Consider the following 17,769-nt stretch of genomic DNA (forward strand, 5'->3'; position numbering starts at 1 on the left):
GAAGCTGTCATGTCTGCAAAGTTGGTCGGCTGGATCGCTACGGCCTCGGCTGCCGCCGTAGTGGCCACCCTGGTGATCACCAGTGGGTCGTCCGCCGCCCCGTCGCCCGGTCGGTCGGCCGGGATTGCCGTCCGGCCGGATCTGCCGGAGCCCAAGGTTGCGCAGTTCAGCGCGGGCCGGAGCACCGTGATCAAGCCGACCGCTGCGCCGGCAACGGATATCAAGGCCGCCAGTACGGCGTTGCAGGCCGCCGGCAGGTACACGTGTCCTGGGTACAGCGGGATCGACGCCCCGAATCCGGTCGCGAATCTTCTCAAGGACACCTTCACCTGGAGCACGTTCGCGCCGTACCAGGTGGGCGACGGCAACGGGAACATCAACTGGCGGTCGAACCCGTACAGCAACCCCAGCTGGTACATGTGGTTCCACTCGCTGCGCTGGCTCGGGAAGGGCATCTCCGCCGCCGCGACCGGCGACACCGTCGCGATGGACCACGTCACCGCGATCGCGAAGGACTGGGTCACCGACAACCCGTACTCATGGAAGTCCGACATCGGCGCCTACGAGTCCACCATGCACCGCACCAACGTGCTGGTCTGCCTCCGCCAAGCAGTCCTGGCCGGGCTCGCACAAACCACACTGCCGCCGGAGTACGACTGGCTCGACCAGGCGCTGATCGACCACGCCACCTTCCTCACCGCGAACTGGTCCGGTGCCTGGAACCACGGCACCGACGAAAGCATCGCGCTGTTCGGAGTCGGCTGCACCCTCGATCGCGCGGACTACAAGCAGACCGCACAGGACCGCCTCGCGGCGGGCATCACCACCTCGATCGATCCGGAGGGCGCGACCAACGAGCAGTCGACGGGGTACGCACAGTTCAACTACTCGCTCTGGGGACGAGCGGTCACGGTTCTGCAGGACTGCGGGGTCGATCCGGGTACGACGATCACCGAACGGCGGGCGAAACTGGCCGAGTGGCTCGCGCTCGCCACCAACTCACTCGGCAAGCTGCACCAGATCGGCGACTCCGAACTGATGGCGACGGGCCAGTTCCCCGGCACCTCCGCCGAATACGCCGCATCCCTCGGCACCAAGGGAACCGTCCCGCAGCAGCGCGTCGGTATCTACTCCGCGGGCTACGTCTTCGGCCGCACCGGCTGGGGACAGACCCGCCCGTTCTCGCAAGAATCGACCTACAGCATCCGGTTCGGGCCGTCACGCGCACTGCACGGCCACAGCGACCACACCGGCATCACCTACACCTCCCGCGGCCGCGACATCCTCATCACCGGTGGCCACGCCGGCTACCAGAACGACGCCTGGCGGACGTGGACCAAGGGCCAGTTCTCGGCCAGCACGATGACGACACCGCTGTCGGCGGAGAAGTACCCGGCGACGAAGCTGACCCGCTCCAACATCGCCGCTACGTCGGAGTTCTACGAATTCAAAGACGTGCCAGGCGCCGGGATCAACCGCACCCGCGCCGTGCTGGTGCTGAAGGATCCGGACCTGATCGTGTCGCTGGACCGCGCGACCTCGACCACGGCCCAGCAGTTCCAGACGCTATGGCACCTGCCGTCGGACCAGAAAGCCACCGTCTACTCCCGCACCACCGCGCTGGCGATGAAACCCGGCGACACGACCCGGACGATCCTGTTCCAAGTGCCCTACAAGCAGGCCCTCCCACCCGGCGCGATCCTGATCAAGCAAGGCCAGACCAACCCCATCCAGGGCTGGCACTACCCCAACATCACCACCCGCAACCCAGCCCCCACCCTGATGTTCGCCCGAAACGGCTACGCCGCCTCGATCCTCTCCTTCATCGTCCCCGCGAGAGCAACCCGTGGCGTCACCTACGCAGTCCGCACCTCCGGCACCACAACCATCATCGACCTGACCGTCGCCGGCACCCGCACCTCCATCGGCATCTCCGCCGGTGGCTCCCTCTACCGCATCGCCTGACCCGAGCCGCTGCAGACGCGAACTCCGCCCGCCTCGAGCTTCGACCCAGATGTCGAGGCGGTGAGTAGGTCCGTCCCTGTAACTGGAAGGTCCACCGGACGGTCGGTGTGGTTCACGACGATCAGATAGTCGTTGTCCGCCGACCGGCGCATCATCACCTCGACCCCCTCCGGAGTGGCGGACGGCACGATCCCTGCATCGTCGTACGCCGGGCGCAGGACGGAGGTCAGATCCTCGACGCCCAGTCGAGCCGCAACGTAGTACGCCGATCCGTGGCGGGTGATGGCTGGCTTCCCGGCCGCCGGCCCGTCCTCGAAGGTGGCCAGTACCTCGGCGCCTTCCAGCGCGATGTCCTCGGACCACACGTCACTCGTGACGCCTCCCGACAGCCGCACCTGTTCCCCGGCGCGCAACGGCAGGAGCTCCTCGACGGTGAGGCCGAGTACGTCCCGCAACGGCGCGCCATAGCCTCCGGGATGTACGGCGTCGTGTTCGTCCACGATTGCCGAGAAGTACGACATCACGAAGGTGCCACCGCCTTCGACGTACCGGCGGATGTTGCTCGCCGCCCGCTTCGTGAGGAGGTACGACGCCGGTGCGACGACCAGCTTGTACGCCGTCAGGTCGGACTCGGGATGGGCGAAGTCGACCGTGATCCCGTCCCGCCAGAGCCGATCGTAGAAGGCGTTGATCCGTTCCCGATGGGACACGTCGACGCTCGGGCGCCATTCCAGGTCCTGCGCCCAGAACGACTCCCAGTCCCACAGGATCGCGACCTCCGCACGTACCTCGGAGCCGACGACCTCGTCCAGCCGCGCGAGGTTCTCCCCCAAGTCGCGCACCTCGCGCCAGACCCGGCTCCTGGTTCCGGCGTGCGGCAGCATCGCCGAGTGGAACTTCTCCGCACCTGCCCGCGAAGCTCGCCATTGGAAGAACATCACCGCGTCGGCGCCGCGGCCGAGATGGGTCAGTGCGTTGCGGGCCAGCTCACCGGGCCGTTTCGCGACGTTGCGAGGTTGCCAGTTGACCGCGGATGTCGAATGTTCCATCAGAATCCAGGGCCGACCGCCGGCGATCGACCGGGTGAGGTCGGCCGACAACGCCAGGCCGACGTGGTTGCACGGATCGGCAGCGTCCAGGTAGTGGTCGTTGGCAACGACGTCCACTTCGCCGGCCCATTTCCACAGGTCGACGGCCGGGCAGGATCCGGCCATGAAGTTGGTGGTGATCGGTACGCCGGGACACTCCGCACGAATCGCATCGCGCTCGGCGATGAAGCACTGCAGCAACGCGTCGGACGTGAACCGCGCGAAGTCCAGGCGCTGCGCCGGATTCACCACACTCGCGGACGCGGCGGGCGCCGAGACCTGTTCCCATTCCCCGTAACGCTGGCCCCAGAACGCCGTACCCCACGCGCGGTTGAGGGCATCGAGCGATCCGTAGCGCTCCTGCAGCCAGCGTCTGAAGGCACGGACACTGTCGTCGGAGTAGCACTCGGAGACAGGTGCGCCGTACTCGTTGTGCACATGCCAGAGCGCGAGCGCCGGATGGTTGCCGTAGCGACGAGCCAACGCCCGTGCGATGGAGACGCTGGCTTCCCGGTACGCCGGTGAGCTCGGACTGGCCATTCCACGGGAACCGAATCCGAGGACCGTCCCGTCCCGGGTCACCACCCGGGCCTCGGGATGCTGATGAAAGAACCAGGCCGGCGGCGAGGCGGTCGGCGTACCGAGACTGACCCGAATGCCCGCCCCGTGGAGCAGGGCGAACAGCCGGTCCATCCATCCGAAGTCGTACTGCCCCGGGCGGGGTTCGAGCATCGCCCAGGAGAAGATGCCGATGCTGACCAGGTTGACCCCCGCTTGCCGCATCAACTCGATGTCTTCGGCCCAGGTCTCCTCCGGCCACTGCTCGGGGTTGTAGTCGCCGCCGTAGCTGATCGACGTGACCCCTGGAAGCCACTTGCTCATGCCTGTGCCAGCTGACAGGCGAAGAACTGAGACGGGTCGGGGCTGCCCGAGCCGAGGCTCACGCCCCATTCGAGGTATCCCTTGCGGCCGCTGCCGTCGTTGTCGTTGTACAGCAGGTCGAACGCGAACGGTCCGGTCGTGGCGTTGAGCGGCGTCTCCGCCCAGGGAATCGCCGCCTCGTACACCGTCGTGGTGCCGTTGCGTCCGATGGCGACGGTCGCAGCGGTCACGAGTCCGAGTGCGACGCCGGCGGGCGCCAGGTCGCGGTTCAGTTGCGGACCCGAGGGCGTGAGCGCGAGCGCGAAGCGGTACGGCGTCGGTCCGCCGGACGCCGGTGAGCCGGCCGCGATCGCGAACTGGATGCTGTCGCCCTGCCAGGTGTTCGCGCCGGTGTAGTTCTGCGAGAACGTGTTGTCGGTGATCGCCGCAACCAGGTGGAGGTGGCCGTCGTCGAAGAACAGCCAGGCCTTCCCGCCGGCATCGCCGGCGCCGGCGTAGGGCTGGGATGCGTTGAGGGTTGTCCATCGGCCGTCGGCCGACAGATCCATGGCCGGAAGATCGGACACGCCTGCATCGAGCGTTCCGTCGACGGTGATCGTACGTCTTGGCACTGGGGCGAACGTTGCCTTGAGCGTCTTGGTCGCGGTAGCAAGCGAGTCGGCGTGCACCGTGACCGACGCGTCGTACGGCTTCCACGGCAAGAGACCCGCGGGCAGCGGCACCACGATCTGGGTCGACGCGCCGGCGGCTAGCCTCGAGTTGACGTCCAGAGTCCCGTTCTGCGGACCGACGGTCCAGGCAATGGTGCTGATAGTGCGCGTCTGGGTCGAGGAGTTGTTGGTGACGGATACGGTCAGTTGAGTTTGGAGCGGGGCCGCGGCCACGACCAACGACGCGACCTGCACGGTCAGCGGCACGAGAACCGGTACGTCGGCGGCGATCCGGGCGGCGCGGCGGCCGCGGAGCTTCACGTCGGCGATGACCGTCCGGGTACCGACCTGGTCGAGCCCAGGAACCGATACGGTACGAAGCGCGACGGTGCCGGCCGCGGCGGTCAGGGTCTCGGGTGCCGTCGATCCGATGATGCAGAAGCTCGCCGGCACCGGCGTACTCGAGCCTGTGGCGTCGACGCGCAACGTGATCGGCACGCTGTCGCCGATCGCCACCGCGCCGGCCTCGATCGCGATCGTCGACCCCGCGATGACCGCGCTGATGGTGCCGCTGACGAACACCGGATCCCCACCCAGGGAGACGAACACCCGCGACTCGTCGGGCTGATAGCTCCGCGAACGGCCCATCATGTCGGTGATCTGCACTGCTCCGGCCGTCGTCAGCGTGACGTCCTGGCGGCCGGTGGTGGACCACATCACCCGAGTCTCTGCGGCGGCGTCCCGGAACACGTAGCTGCGCACTCCGGCAGGTACGGCGGTCTCGCGGCGGTCGTACGTCGTACCGGCCAACTGCCGGTTCATCACCCCGAACGCGACGTACGCGGGCTTCGGTGTGTACTCGCCCAGCGGGTCGTTCACCGCCCGGAGTACGCCGTAGTTGTTCTCGTTGTAGGTGCGATCCAGTCCGTCGTTGACGAGGTCGTACCAGAAGAACCGTTCGACGCCGACCGAGACGGCCAGCACACAGGCGCGAACGAAGTCCTCCGCCTGGGCTCGCTCGCTCACGTGATGCTGGGTGTCGGTCGGCCAGCCGATCTCGGAGATCCAGATCGGCTTGCTGACGCCGCCGTTGTACTGCTTGACCAGCGCGTCGAGCTGCTGCATCTGATCGTCGAGCCCCTCTGGTGGGGACATGTAGCGGTACGGGTGGACCGACACGACGTCGAGGTGGTTCAGGGCCCCGAGCTTGAAGAGGTCCTCCAGCCATGTCATCGGCACACCGGATGTCGCCGGCCCGAGTACCGGCAGGTCGGGCCGGACGGCCTTCACCGCGGCGTACGTCGCCTCGAGGATCTTCTCGTAGTTGTGCACGTCCGTAGCACCCGGACCGGTGGAGAACTGCGGGATGTTGTACTCGTTCCAGACCTCGACACCGCCCAACTGCGGCCCCCAGTGGTTCACCAGCTCGACTGCGTAGGCGGCGAACGCGGCGATGCCGGCGTCGGTGTACGGCGTCTTGCCGCCGTCGTAGACCGGGTTGTCGCCGAACGGAATCGTCAGGACCGGGATGTTGTTGTCGTGCAGCTTCTGCATCCACGCGTCCGCCGCAGCGGGGATCGTGTAAGTGCCGGCCGCCTTCTCGACGGTCGCCCATCCGACGCCGTCGCGCGCCTGGCGTGCTCCGGAGAAGGCCATCAGGTCGATCGGATCGGTGCCCCACCGGCCGAAGTGCGTGGAGAACCCGAACTGTTCCGGCGTCGCGCGGGCCGGGTCGAGCGGGGGCAGCGCCGCGAACGGTGTGTCGAGCGTGGCGTCTCCCGCGGTCACGGTCAGGTCGTAGTACCCGTACTCCGCCGCGGGAATCGTTACTGGTTCACCTGATTCCGGTGTCACGGTCCGGGAGGCGATCTGATTACCCCAGACGTCCTGAATCCGCCAGGTGATCTCGGGAGCTGAGGTGTCGACCGAGAACGCCGCGGTCGTGACCGGGAAGATGCTGCCCAGCGCGGTCTGCGTCAGAGCCAACGGCAGCGGCGTGACAGTTGCCTGCATGGTGTCGATCCAGCACTGAGCGACCGTGTTCGGTGCGTAGAGCTCGGACCGTGCGACCAGCAGCTCGATGGCTGCGACCGGACCGTGCCAGACTCCGTCGTTCGCGCCACCCCAGTGGCTGGATCCGGTGAAGGTGCTGACGGTGAGCTCGAGCCATTGGTTCTGTTGCCCGACGACCAGATGCTGCTGGTGGGTCTGCCCGGTCGAGTCTGTGGCCCGCAGCAGGAACCTCCCGATGTTCACCGGGTACGTCCAGAAGGTCAGCTCCTGGATGTCCATGCCGGTCGGCGGGATCCTGCCGGGGTAGCTGAAGTCCTTGCGAATCGCGACGTACGCGTTGGTCTTCGCCCCGTGGCTGAAGTCGGTGGTCAGCAGGCCCGAGTACGAGCCGGTGTTCGCCCGCGCGCTCGACTGCTCGAAACCGAAGACGACAACGTGGTCGGGATCGAACTCGAGCCCGTCACGGACCACCCAGCCGTCGAGCCCGGTCTCGAAGTCGCTGATCATCACGGGCTGGTCGGTTGCCGCCGATCCCGTCGCGAGGGCGGTCGGTGTGGTCAGCCAGTCGAGGCCGATCGCGGCCGCACCGGCCGGGATCGCGACGCCGGCGATGAATCCACGGCGAGTCCAGCCCGGCCGGTCCTGCGATTCTTCGGTGTGCATGGTGGGCGCCTCCAGAGTCAGGGGGTCAGATCCAGCCGTCGAGTGCGGCCATGAAGTCCTCGAAGCGATCCCGGTGCATGACATGCCCCGATCGCGGTACCTCGCGAACGGCGAACCCCAGGGATCGCAGCTCGTCCTGTCGTGCCGGCGGCACCATCGGGCCGTCGCCCGCGGCGACGACGAGTGACGGGGCGACCAGCGGCGGTGGCTCCATCCCGCGGTTGAACTCCGCCGCGATCTGCCACATCACTTCCGGATCGCAGCGGCCGTCCGCCGAGATCTCCGCCTGTACGTCGGCCTCGCACCAAGCCGGATGCCTCCGGCTGGTGTACTCCGCGGACCGCGGCACGAACCGCGTCGGCGTACTGGGAATCGGCGTCCAGCCGATGTCCAGGTAAATCGCCCGCAGCGGTCTCAACCGCTCGACCGCCCCGGACAACGCCAGACCACCCAGCGAGTTGCCGATCGCGACATCCGCGCCGACCGACAGCGACTCGGCCAGATCAGCGGCGAAGTCGGTCAAGGTGTACGTCGTCGCTCGCGCACTGAGCCCGTGCCCGCGCAGGTCCGGCGCCACCACCCGGTACCCCCTGTCCGCGATGGCCGGCCCCACGCGCCACCAGGTCGTGTGATCGTCGGTCAGCCCGTGCACCAGCAGAACCACCCGGTCGCCGGTCCCCCACGTGTGCTTGTGCAGTTTCACTGGACCATCCACTGATCGTTCTGCGCGTCACCGAAGTCCATCTCGACGATCTGCACGCCCGGATCCACCGATGCGGCCGCCTTGCCACTCAATCGCGACTGCAGCTTCAAGAAGCCCGAATCCGTCGGCAGCACATGCCAGCGCTGGCTTCCGGTCGTAGTGGGCGTCGGATTCTGTACGAGGGGGACACCGTTCTGGGTGTAGCCGTCCTTGAGATCGAGATAGCCACCTGTGGCCGCATTGACCAGCGTGTACGTCCAGTCGTCCGTCCGCGCGATCGTCCACAGTTGCGGTGCCGACCCTGTCCACGCCTCCTGCGTAACCGCATCTCCCGAAGTCGCGGCCGTGAGCACCAGGCCGCTCTTGCGGTTGACCACTCGGTGCTGACCGGAAGGGTCCGCCATGCTCGGCACGGCGTAGTACGTACGCACGTAGTCGATCGCGAAGCTCGCCGGAAGGTAGGCGTCGTTCGGCTGACCCAGGTGGCCCTCGAGGCTGAACAGCATCCGCCGGGACATGTTGAGCATCGACAGGTCCGGTGGTGCCAGGTCGATCCCCAACTGGCCGTCGAAGTACACCCGCAGCCGGCCGTCCCGGCGTTCGAGGCCGTAGAGGTGATAGTCGGTACTGATGTCCGGGATGCCCGCGTCCCACAGGTACGGGCCCCATCCGATGGTCGACGACGTGGTCGGCCAGACGTGCAGGCCGGTACGGAGACCGGTGAAGTTGAAGGTCTCCTCGATGTCGATCTCCGGGTTCGGGTCGTTCCGCGCGGTCCCGGGAGCGGTCTGCATCCAGATCGCGCTGAGAACGTTGGCTTGTGAGTTGAGCATCTTTGCCCGGACTTCGACGTACGTGTTGACACCTGGGATCTCGAACAGCGACTGCACGGCGCCGAAGGTGTAGCTCTTGCCGTTGTAGGACTCCTGCTTCGCGGTGAGCAGGAGGTTGCTGCCAGCAACGGAGACATTGGCCGGATTGAACGCGCCGACTCCGGAGGTCGAGTACCACAGCCCGGTGCGCCACCTGACCGGATCGAACGCGGAGCCGGCGAAGTCGTCGCTCAGCGAATCCACCAGCTGCCACGAACCAGCGGCCGGCGGTGCGGGCAGCGCGGCACCCGCCGCCGCATCATCCAGCGCCCCGAGTGCAGCTCTCGCCGTGGGGCTGGGCAGCAGGGCGCCTAACGCGACCCCCGCCGTACCGCCGAGCAACGCCCGCCTGCTGGGCGGGTAGGCGCGTCTGGGCGGTCCGGCGCCCAGGCTCATCGAATCCATCGCCGTCTCCATTCGGGCACGCTCCAGAGCCGGAGCAAGAGGGTGAGGCGCGCAGCACGCGGGCGGCGCCAGTCTTCGTTGACCGTTAACGGTCAACGGATAATGGTTGACCGTAGAGTCGCCGGATCGTCGCCGTCAATGCCTTACCGATCACTAAAATCCGCGGCATTCGAGGTCTTGACAACGTTCACGTAGTCGACCCAGGATGCAGTATCGTCAACCGTTAACGGTCGACGATTGACGGTGAGGGAAACTGATGAGCGTATCCAGACCTGTCCGGCAAGCACCGCTCGGCGAGCAGATCGCTCACGAGCTGCGGGTGATGATCGTGACGGGACGGCTGAAGCCGGGCGATCGCCTGGTCGAGGACAGCCTGTCCGTCCAGTTCGACGTCAGCCGTGGCCCGGTACGTGATGCGCTCCGGTTGCTGATCAACGAAGGCCTGGTCGAGCCGCAACGACGCGGCGTGGCCGTCGCCGGCCTGACCTCGGCCGACGTCGACGAGCTGTACTCACTGCGCGAGGCGCTCGAGCTCCTCGCGCTCCGAGAGACGATGCGGCGAGCAGACGCCGACTGGTCGCTGCTCGAACAGTCGCTGAGCGAACTTCGTGCCGCCGCCGACGACGGGTCCGCCGCCGACTACGCGGCAGCGGATCTGGAGTTCCATTCGAAGCTGTACGAGCTGTCCGGGCATCGCCGGCTGCAGAGCACCTGGGCGCAGCATCGGCCGACGTTCCACGTGTTGCTCGAGGCATCGAACGCACAGGACGCCGACCTGCATCCCTCGGCGGAGGCACATGCCGACCTGCTCAAGGTGATGCGGTCCGGCAACGTCGACGCCGCGGCAGCACTGCTGAGCGAGCACCTGTTCGGCGCCCGCAACCGGATCCGCACCGCCCGCGAGGAGAGCAACCCACAGGGTTAGCTCGACACCGGCCCCACCCGGCTTTCGAGCCGTTCGCCCGCGACACCATCACCGCGGGATTGATCTCCGCCCCGAGCTGGATACCCCTGTCCACACGAGACCAGGAAGTCGCCATGAACGTAACGTCAGTCACTCCTGCCCGCGGCCGGGTGGCTCGCTGGCGCGCCAACGGCGCGGTGACCGGGTGGTTGATGTTCCTGCCCACCACGATCCCGCTGCTCGCGTTCACCATTTATCCGATGGTGAACGCCGGCTGGCTGAGCTTCACCGACAGCAACGGCGTCGTCGGCAAGTTCGTGGGTCTGGCCAACTACAGCTCGGTCCTGAGCGACGGGATGTTCTGGACGGCCATGTGGAACACCGTCTACATGGGCGTCGGCTCACTCGTGCTGTCGATCCCGCTGAGCTTGCTCGCGGCAACGATGATCAACTCACTGCCACGCTGCCAGTCGCTGTTCAAGTCGATCTTCTTCGCACCGAACGTCACCTCGGCGATCTCGGTGTCCATCGCTTTCCTGTACGTCTTCTACCCGACCGACGGCGGCTGGGTGAACAGCTTGCTCGGCCTGTTCGGCGTCGAGCCGCTCAAGTTCTTCGCAGACCCTGCTCTGGCCAGGCTCGGCGTCGTCGTGATGTCGACCTGGCACGGCATCGGCTTCCTGATCCTGATCTGGATCGCAGGCCTGCAGAACGTCTCGCCGGAACTCCACGAGGCCGCCGCCTGCGACGGCGCCGGCACCGTACGACGATGGTGGCACGTGACTGTCCCAGGGCTGCGTCCGGTGATCTTCTTCGTCGTCGTGACCCAGTGCATCGGCAGCTTCAAGCGCTTTGCCGACGTCTACCAGATCGGCGGCAGCGACGGTCAACCCGGAGGTGTCCTGACGACCCTGATGGTCTACATCTACCGGACCGGCTTCAACACGTTCGAGTTCGGGAAGGCCTCCGCGGCTTCCTTCATCGTCTTCGTTGCCATGGTCATCGTTACGGCCGTCAACTTCCGTATCTTCCGAGAGAAGGCGTGACGCATGGCAACCGCTCTCGACACGGTGACGCGACCCGCACTCGCCGTTCAGGTCAGCAAGCGCCGAAACCCGAAACATGTCGTTGGGTACGTCGTACTTGCGATCGGCGGCCTGGTGATGATCGCACCGTTCCTGTTCATGCTCAGCACGAGCTTCAACGCGGACGCGCGCGACAGCATCCCGTTCCCGCCGCAGCTGTGGCCGGCACATCCATCCACCGACGCATACGACTTCACCGTCGGGTCCCTCGACATCTGGCGGCTCTACGGCAACACCTTGCTCGTCGCCGGCGTCGACATCGTGCTGTCCGTGGGCGCGGCCTTCCTGTCCGGCTACGCGCTGTCGAAGATTCGCCCGCCCGGCTCGCGGATCTTCCTCGCTGTACTCCTCGCCACCATGATGATCCCCGGCGAAGCAACCCTGATCCCCAACTTCCTCACCTTCTCGCGACTGCACCTGCTCGACACCTACTGGCCGCTGTGGCTGCCCTCGATGGCGTACCCGTTCGGGACCTTCCTGGTGAAGCAGTACCTGGACGCTCTGCCGACCGAGATGCGCGAAGCGGCCCGCGTCGACGGTGCCAGTGACTGGCGCATCCTGCGGTCCGTCTACCTGCCGCTCTGCAAGGGACTCGCCGCGACTCTGGTGATCCTGCAGTTCCTCGCCAACTGGAACTCGTACCTGTGGCCGCTGATCGTCATCAACAGCCCCGAGAAGTTCACGATCCAGCTCGGCATCGCCTCGTTCGCGTCGAGTACCGGCGCCCAGTCGTACTCGTCACCGTCCATCAACATGGCCGCCACCGTCCTGTCACTGATCCCGGTGCTCGCGGTCTACCTCATCTTCCAGCGGCACATCATCCAGAACGTCGCCAACGCATCCGTCAAGGGATAGGCCGCGGCCCCACGAAGGAGTTCACTCATGACCGCACTACTCACCCGCCCGGTCTCCCGCCGTACGGTGCTGCTGAGCACCGCGCTCACCGGCATCGGCATCGCTGCTGCGGGCTGTGGATCCTCGGGATCCCTGGGCGGCGGCGCGGCCCTGCGCGTCGCTCTCACCGGCTACAAGGCCCGCGACGGCGAGGACGCGAACACGCGCCAGAAATACCGCGGTATGACAGGCTTCCTGGACGGCACGTCGCACAAGGGCAAAGCGACGTTCCAGGACATCGTCGCGGACTCGCCGACCGCCACGACCAGCAAGACGCAGGCTCTGTTGCTGGGCGGTCAGGCCGACATCATCCACGGCTTCACGGTGTACCCGTACTACGACCAGGGCCTGCTGATCGACCTCAACAAGTACTACGACAAGGACAAGTGGGAGGCGAACTTCGTCGGCTCGATCTTCAAGCCGCCGGCCGAACGCGTCCTCCTCCCGGCGTGGTCCAGCAACCCGACCGGCAAGGTCTCCTCACCGGACAGCCTGGACACCAGCTCAGTCGCGTACGACCGGCAACTGTTCGAAGACTTCGGCGTCGAGCCGCTGAACGCGCAGCCGACCATCGACGAGATCCTGGCCAAGGCTGCGAAGCTCACCGGTAAGAACCCGCGAACCGGCAAGCAGTGCTACGGCCTGTACTACGACCCGAGGGGCTCCTCGCACCTCATGCTGGTCTACTTCGCGCACGGCCTCGATCTGGGCAAGGCAGACCCCTCGGACCCCTCGAAGATCCACTTCGACACCGACGAGGTGAAGGCCGGGCTGCAGAAGATGATCGCCTCGGCGCACCTGTGCCCGCCCGGCTTCGAGATCGGCCAGGGCGCGGAGAACTGGGCCACGAAGGACAACACCGTCGCCATCAACATGGCCGTCAGCCCGGTCGCCATGGCCGCCGCGACCCTCAACGGCCAGGCCGAGCGGTACGCCGTCACCGAGGGCATCCGCGACAAGCGCGGCGCGACGCCGTTCGTCGGCGCCGGCGAATGGGCGATCTCGTCGAAGTGCAAGGACCCGGACGCCGCCTGGGAACTCGTCAAGTTCCTGTCCGGCCCGGACGGCCAGAAGTACGCCTACCAGAACTACGGCATCCTCCCGGCTTGGAAGAACGCCGACTGGGTCGATGCGAAGACCTCGCCCTATGCGGACGCGTTCATCAAGTGCGCGACCGCCGCTCGCAACGTGTACTTCCCCCAGTTCATGTTCCGCACCTTCCGCCCCTGGATGGCCGCGACCATCTCACAAGCGCTGGCCGGCAAGAAGGTCGACCTTTCCAAAGAGCTGGCCGACCAGCAGTCGAAGGCCGAGGCCTGGGCCAAGGAGCAGAAGGCCCCGCAGGGCTGACCCGCCCCACTCTCTTGAAGGAGCCGTACGTGTACGAAGACGACGCCGCACCCGGCGCAATCGTCCATCATGTCGAGGCAAGCACCGGCAGGTACGTCGGATCGCCCGCGCTCGCCGTCCTGCCGGACGGCCGCTACGTGGCGAGCCACGATCACTTCGGACCCGGCTGCCGTCGCGACCAGACATTCGTCTACCAGAGCACCGATCAAGGCGCCTCCTGGCACCGCGTCGCCGAACTCACCGGACAATGGTGGTCCAGCCTCTTCACCCACAACGGGGCGCTCTACCTGTTCGGAACCACGACGGAGTACGGGCACTGTGTGATCAGGCGCTCCACCGACGGCGGCACGACCTGGACAACTCCGGCCGGACCGGAGAACGGGTTGCTGCGCACCGGCCGCCACCACACCGCTCCCGGGCCTGTCCTGGTCGCGCAGGGCAGGATCTGGCGGGCGATGGAGGACGCGAAGGCGCCCGGCAACTGGGGTGAGATGTTCCGGGCATTCATGATGAGCGCACCGGTGGACGCAAACCTGCTGGACGCGAGTCAGTGGCAAGCGACGCCCCCGCTGGAGAGCGACCACACGTGGCTCGGCGGTGACTTCGGCGGCTGGCTCGAGGGCAACGCTGTACAGACACCCGACGGCGAGATCGTCAACGTGCTCCGGACCGACTCCTTCGCGGACGGCATCGAGAAGGCCGCCATCATGCACATCGGCAACGACGGCCTCACCTCGGCCTTCGACCCGGACCACGACGTGATCCCCTTCCCCGGCGGTTCGAAGAAGTTCACCATCCGGTACGACGCTCCGTCGGGACGGTACCTGTCACTCGTGAACGACGTGCCGGCGCCGCAGTCCGAAGGCATCGGCGTACGAGCCCGCAACACGCTGTCGCTCGTGTCGTCGACCGACCTCCGCCGGTGGACCCGGCACACAACCCTCCTGCACCACTCAGACGATCTGCACCACGGATTCCAGTACGTCGACTGGCTGACCGACGGCGACGATCTGCTGTACCTGTCGCGCACCGCCTACGGCACCGGCGACGCAGCCGCCCACAACCACCACGACGCCAACTACCTCACGTTCCACCGAGAATCGAACTTCCGCAAACACCTGACGGCCGGGAGCCAGGCGTGACCGGCGACGCGGCGGCCGCTCCTGCGGGTGGGCCAACTGGCGGGCAGGCAAACGATCCAGCGGGCGGACCGCCGGGTAGCCCGTCGGGCGCGTCCGTGGGTGGCCCGGTAGGCGGGCCGCTGGATCGTCCGGTTGGTGGGCCGCTGGACGGCTCGGGCACCTGGTCGCGGGGCGGGCGGCCGGTCGTCATCGCCGCCGTTCCGACGCTGTTCGCCGACGACGGCAGCGTCGACCTGAAGCGCAACGCACAGCTCTACCGACGGATCGTGGACTCGGGCGTCGACGCCCTGTTCGTCGGCGGCACCACGGGCGAGTTTCCGGCGCTGGACGACCGAGAGCGAGTCGACCTGGTCCGGGTCGCGCTCGATGTCGCCCCGGCGCATCAGGTGATCGCCCATGCCGGGGCCGCGAGCAGCCGCCAGGCGGTACGCCTCACCGAGCAGATCTGCTCCGCGGGCGCACAACGGCTCGCCGCAGTCACGCCGTACTTCCTGCCGGCCGACCACCAATCGCTCATCGACTACTACGCCCGAGTGTGCGACGCCGCCAATGGAGCCGGTGTGTACGCCTACATCTACCCCGACCTCACCAACACCACGGTCGACCCCCGCCAACTCGCCGAGCTCGCCGATCTCCCAGGCTTGATCGGCGCAAAGGTCAGCATCGGCGGCACCGCACCGATCACTGCGTACGCCGCCGCCGTACCACCCGGATTCGAGCTGCTCTCGGGATCCGACGCCGACCTGGCCGGCGTCGTCCGCTCCGGCGGCCGCGGGGTCGTGTCCGGCGTCTCGAGCGCCGTACCGGAACCGTTCCTGGCACTCGCCGCCGCGGTCGCCGACAGGGACTCGAATGCTGAACAAGAAGCGCAGGAGCGCGCCGACGAAGCCGTCGCAGCGATCGGCCCCAGCATCGCTCTTCTCAAACTGGCACTCCACCTCCGCAACCTGCCCACCGGCGCCAACCGGATGGCTCTCGACGCACCCGACAGCGAAGCTCGCAACCGGCTAGAACGCCTCATCGATCGATTCCAGCCACCAGCAGTTGCCTGATGCCCACGATCTACGAGGTCGCCGCGGAGGCGAAGGTGTCCGCCTCGATCGTCTCCCGGATCCTCAACGGCCGCCCGGTGCGGGTAACGGAGGAAACCCGCACCAGGGTGCTGGCGGTCGTAGAACAACTGCACTACGTGCCGAGCACCGTCGCTCGCACGCTGCGTACGCAGCGATCCGACACCTGGACGCTGCTCATTCCGAACCTCGCGGACCCGGTGCTCGCCGACATCGCCCGCGGCGTCACCGACGCCGCGCAGGCAAGCGGCCACCGGGTCCTCATCAGCACCAGCGGCAACGATCCACGACGCGAACGAGCCATCCTCGACACGACCGAGGTCGACCACGCAGCCGGCCTCGTCATCGTCCCCAGCACCACTCAGCTCGATCTCTCCACACTCACCATCCCGGTCGTCTCGGTGCTGCACCCCATACAGTCCGCCGTGGACCAGGTCCTCGACGACCCGGCCGGAACCGCCCAACGAGCAACTGCCAGCCTGCTGGCTGCCGGACACCGCCGCATCGCATGCCTACTGAGCGACGCGCCGAGCGCCACCAAGGATCCACCGGCGGCGGACAACGTCTCAGGACCATCGGGTGTCCCTCGCCCGCCGGCACCACCTTCCACCACCACCCAGCAGTACGCCGGGTACCTGCAAGCCTTCGTCGACGCCGGACTCGGACCACCTCCGGCATACCTGGTCCGACAAAGCCCACCGGAACCGTCCGCAGCCCGAGGGGCGACCCATGACCTCCTCGACGTCGAACCGGTCGACGCCATCCTGCTGGCGACTGTTCAGCACGCCATCGGCGCCGTGGAGGCGATGAGAGCGCGCGGCCAGGATCCGGCACGCGGTCCCACGCTCTTCGCCTGCGACTGGGCTCCCTGGGTGTCAACTCTCATGCCGTTCCTCAGCGTCGCCAAGCACCCCAGCTACCAACTCGGCCGGACCGCCGGCAGCTATCTCCTCGAGCGCGCCCTCGCTCCTGCCCAACCGGCCCGTTCCACCGTCCTCGAGTCAACACTGGAATTGTCCGGCCCGCTGACAGACGACTGATCGCGGCAGCGCCCCAACGCGCGCGGACGATTCACCTCAGTTTGAACCGTTGCGCATCCGCCGACGTATGAAGAAGGAGGTGGACGACAGGGGGTGGCGTGGAACCTATGCGACAGGCCAAGCGGCCGGCGACGAGGTTGGCCGGCCCGTATGGTCACCCATTGCACCCAGCCGCGGTCGCGATCCCGATCGGGTGCTGGACCGCCAGCCTGGTCTTCGACCTGGCCTCCCGTTTCGTCACAGACGGCGCATTCCTCGCCCGCGGATCACGCTGGCTGATCGCACTCGGCGTACTCGGCGCTCTGGCCGCCGCAACGCTCGGATTCCTGGACTACATCGCGACCCCGCCCCGGACACGAGCCTTTCGTACCGCGACGACGCACATGTCGCTGAACCTCGCCGTGACAACCTCGTACGCCGTCAACTACGCGCTCCGGCACGACGCCCGAGTCGGCTGGGGATTGATCGCACTGTCGATCATCAGCCTGGCCGTGCTCGGTGTTTCGGGGTACCTCGGCGGCAAGCTCGCCTACCGGTACGGCGTCCGCGTCGCCGACGAGGCCACGCAGCTCGAGGGGTACGAGGACGCACCAGCCATCACGAAGGAGGAGATCTGATGGCCATCGCCGCCCTGGTGACCTGGGTGGTCACCGCAGGACTCGGATTCAGCATGCTCTACCTGTGGATCTCCCAAGGCGGCGTCCAAGCCGCCCGGGGCGGCACAAGCCCGTCCAGCCGATTCGCACCCGGCTTGATCTTCAGCCACTTCGGCCTCGCCGGCACGGGCTTGATCCTGTGGATCGTCTACACCGTCGCCGACGCCGAGGCACTCACCTGGGTCGCGTTCGCCTTCCTGATCGCCATCGCCGTCCTGGGCGACCTGCTCTTCCTGCGCTGGCGCCGCGGCCAGGCATCCGGCACCGTCGAATCCACCCTGCCCAAGCCCGTCGTCTACATCCACGGCCTGTTCGCGGTCACCACCATCGTGCTGGTCCTCCTCACCGCCCTCGGCGGCGGCGAAAGCTGATGTCCGGCTCGTGATG

14 protein-coding genes are annotated in these 17,769 nt (G+C 67.1%); 10 read left to right on the forward strand and 4 right to left on the reverse strand.

The window, feature by feature from the left end; genetic code table 11:
* Positions 1 to 9: 9 nt before the first annotated feature.
* Positions 10 to 1,965, forward strand: a complete 1,956-nt coding sequence (locus ACQHIV_RS24700; RefSeq protein ID WP_427885535.1) for a heparinase II/III domain-containing protein — start codon at positions 10 to 12, stop codon at positions 1,963 to 1,965.
* Here ACQHIV_RS24700 and ACQHIV_RS24705 read toward each other — a convergent pair.
* From ACQHIV_RS24705 to ACQHIV_RS24720, 4 genes are read right to left on the reverse strand one after another with little or no spacing between them, the layout of a single operon-like run.
* Positions 1,950 to 3,935 (reverse strand): beta-galactosidase, encoded by a 1,986-nt coding sequence (locus tag ACQHIV_RS24705; protein WP_427885537.1) that lies wholly within the window; start codon positions 3,933 to 3,935, stop codon positions 1,950 to 1,952. The two genes, ACQHIV_RS24700 and ACQHIV_RS24705, sit on opposite strands and share 16 nt — an antisense overlap.
* Positions 3,932 to 7,261 carry a sugar-binding protein gene (locus ACQHIV_RS24710; protein ID WP_427885539.1) on the reverse strand — a complete coding sequence of 1,110 codons (3,330 nt, stop codon included), beginning with the start codon at positions 7,259 to 7,261 and terminating at the stop codon, positions 3,932 to 3,934. Before ACQHIV_RS24710 ends, ACQHIV_RS24705 begins: the two co-directional genes overlap by 4 nt.
* 25 nt (positions 7,262 to 7,286) lie before the next feature.
* Positions 7,287 to 7,964, reverse strand: a complete 678-nt coding sequence (locus ACQHIV_RS24715; RefSeq protein ID WP_427885541.1) for an alpha/beta fold hydrolase — start codon at positions 7,962 to 7,964, stop codon at positions 7,287 to 7,289.
* Entirely contained in the window at positions 7,961 to 9,241 is a 1,281-nt protein-coding gene (locus ACQHIV_RS24720; RefSeq protein ID WP_427885543.1) for an RICIN domain-containing protein, read from the reverse strand. Before ACQHIV_RS24720 ends, ACQHIV_RS24715 begins: the two co-directional genes overlap by 4 nt.
* 256 nt (positions 9,242 to 9,497) lie before the next feature.
* On the opposite strand from ACQHIV_RS24720, the gene ACQHIV_RS24725 reads away from it, so the two are divergent.
* From ACQHIV_RS24725 to ACQHIV_RS24765, 9 genes are all read left to right on the forward strand, one after another.
* On the forward strand, positions 9,498 to 10,166 hold the full coding sequence (locus ACQHIV_RS24725) for a GntR family transcriptional regulator (RefSeq protein ID WP_427885545.1): 669 nt from the start codon (positions 9,498 to 9,500) through the stop codon (positions 10,164 to 10,166).
* Positions 10,167 to 10,279: 113 nt separating this feature from the next.
* Positions 10,280 to 11,191: a carbohydrate ABC transporter permease gene (locus ACQHIV_RS24730; RefSeq protein ID WP_427885547.1), complete on the forward strand. Its 912-nt coding sequence runs from the start codon at positions 10,280 to 10,282 to the stop codon at positions 11,189 to 11,191.
* Positions 11,192 to 11,194: 3 nt separating this feature from the next.
* The gene (locus tag ACQHIV_RS24735; protein WP_427885549.1) at positions 11,195 to 12,085 is read left to right on the forward strand and encodes a carbohydrate ABC transporter permease; all 891 of its coding nucleotides are present in this window, start codon (positions 11,195 to 11,197) and stop codon (positions 12,083 to 12,085) included.
* Positions 12,086 to 12,112: 27 nt separating this feature from the next.
* The gene (locus tag ACQHIV_RS24740; RefSeq protein ID WP_427885551.1) at positions 12,113 to 13,474 is read left to right on the forward strand and encodes an extracellular solute-binding protein; all 1,362 of its coding nucleotides are present in this window, start codon (positions 12,113 to 12,115) and stop codon (positions 13,472 to 13,474) included.
* A gap of 29 nt (positions 13,475 to 13,503) precedes the next feature.
* Positions 13,504 to 14,616, forward strand: coding sequence for a hypothetical protein (locus ACQHIV_RS24745; protein ID WP_427885552.1), 1,113 nt, complete (start codon positions 13,504 to 13,506; stop codon positions 14,614 to 14,616).
* Positions 14,617 to 14,711: 95 nt separating this feature from the next.
* Positions 14,712 to 15,668 (forward strand): dihydrodipicolinate synthase family protein, encoded by a 957-nt coding sequence (locus tag ACQHIV_RS24750; RefSeq protein WP_427885554.1) that lies wholly within the window; start codon positions 14,712 to 14,714, stop codon positions 15,666 to 15,668.
* The gene (locus ACQHIV_RS24755; RefSeq protein WP_427885556.1) at positions 15,668 to 16,726 is read left to right on the forward strand and encodes a LacI family DNA-binding transcriptional regulator; all 1,059 of its coding nucleotides are present in this window, start codon (positions 15,668 to 15,670) and stop codon (positions 16,724 to 16,726) included. Before ACQHIV_RS24750 ends, ACQHIV_RS24755 begins: the two co-directional genes overlap by 1 nt.
* A gap of 161 nt (positions 16,727 to 16,887) precedes the next feature.
* On the forward strand, positions 16,888 to 17,343 hold the full coding sequence (locus ACQHIV_RS24760; RefSeq protein ID WP_427885559.1) for a DUF2231 domain-containing protein: 456 nt from the start codon (positions 16,888 to 16,890) through the stop codon (positions 17,341 to 17,343).
* Entirely contained in the window at positions 17,343 to 17,753 is a 411-nt protein-coding gene (locus ACQHIV_RS24765) for a hypothetical protein (protein WP_427885560.1), read from the forward strand. The genes ACQHIV_RS24760 and ACQHIV_RS24765 overlap by 1 nt, the downstream gene beginning before the upstream one ends.
* The last annotated feature ends 16 nt before the right edge of the window (positions 17,754 to 17,769 follow it).

Source organism: Kribbella polygonati (assembly GCF_050320105.1).
In the GTDB taxonomy this organism is placed as follows: Bacteria; Actinomycetota; Actinomycetes; order Propionibacteriales; family Kribbellaceae; genus Kribbella.

What these genes read in the sequence shown, in the direction of transcription:
- ACQHIV_RS24730 (WP_427885547.1), top strand. Translation starts at nt 10,280, where the DNA reads ATGAACGTAACGTCAGTCACTCCTGCCCGCGGCCGGGTGGCTCGCTGG.
- ACQHIV_RS24765 (WP_427885560.1), top strand. Translation starts at nt 17,343, where the DNA reads ATGGCCATCGCCGCCCTGGTGACCTGGGTGGTCACCGCAGGACTCGGA.
- ACQHIV_RS24720 (WP_427885543.1), bottom strand. Translation starts at nt 9,241, where the DNA reads ATGGATTCGATGAGCCTGGGCGCCGGACCGCCCAGACGCGCCTACCCG.
- ACQHIV_RS24755 (WP_427885556.1), top strand. Translation starts at nt 15,668, where the DNA reads ATGCCCACGATCTACGAGGTCGCCGCGGAGGCGAAGGTGTCCGCCTCG.
- ACQHIV_RS24735 (WP_427885549.1), top strand. Translation starts at nt 11,195, where the DNA reads ATGGCAACCGCTCTCGACACGGTGACGCGACCCGCACTCGCCGTTCAG.
- ACQHIV_RS24700 (WP_427885535.1), top strand. Translation starts at nt 10, where the DNA reads ATGTCTGCAAAGTTGGTCGGCTGGATCGCTACGGCCTCGGCTGCCGCC.
- ACQHIV_RS24705 (WP_427885537.1), bottom strand. Translation starts at nt 3,935, where the DNA reads ATGAGCAAGTGGCTTCCAGGGGTCACGTCGATCAGCTACGGCGGCGAC.
- ACQHIV_RS24740 (WP_427885551.1), top strand. Translation starts at nt 12,113, where the DNA reads ATGACCGCACTACTCACCCGCCCGGTCTCCCGCCGTACGGTGCTGCTG.
- ACQHIV_RS24725 (WP_427885545.1), top strand. Translation starts at nt 9,498, where the DNA reads ATGAGCGTATCCAGACCTGTCCGGCAAGCACCGCTCGGCGAGCAGATC.
- ACQHIV_RS24710 (WP_427885539.1), bottom strand. Translation starts at nt 7,261, where the DNA reads ATGCACACCGAAGAATCGCAGGACCGGCCGGGCTGGACTCGCCGTGGA.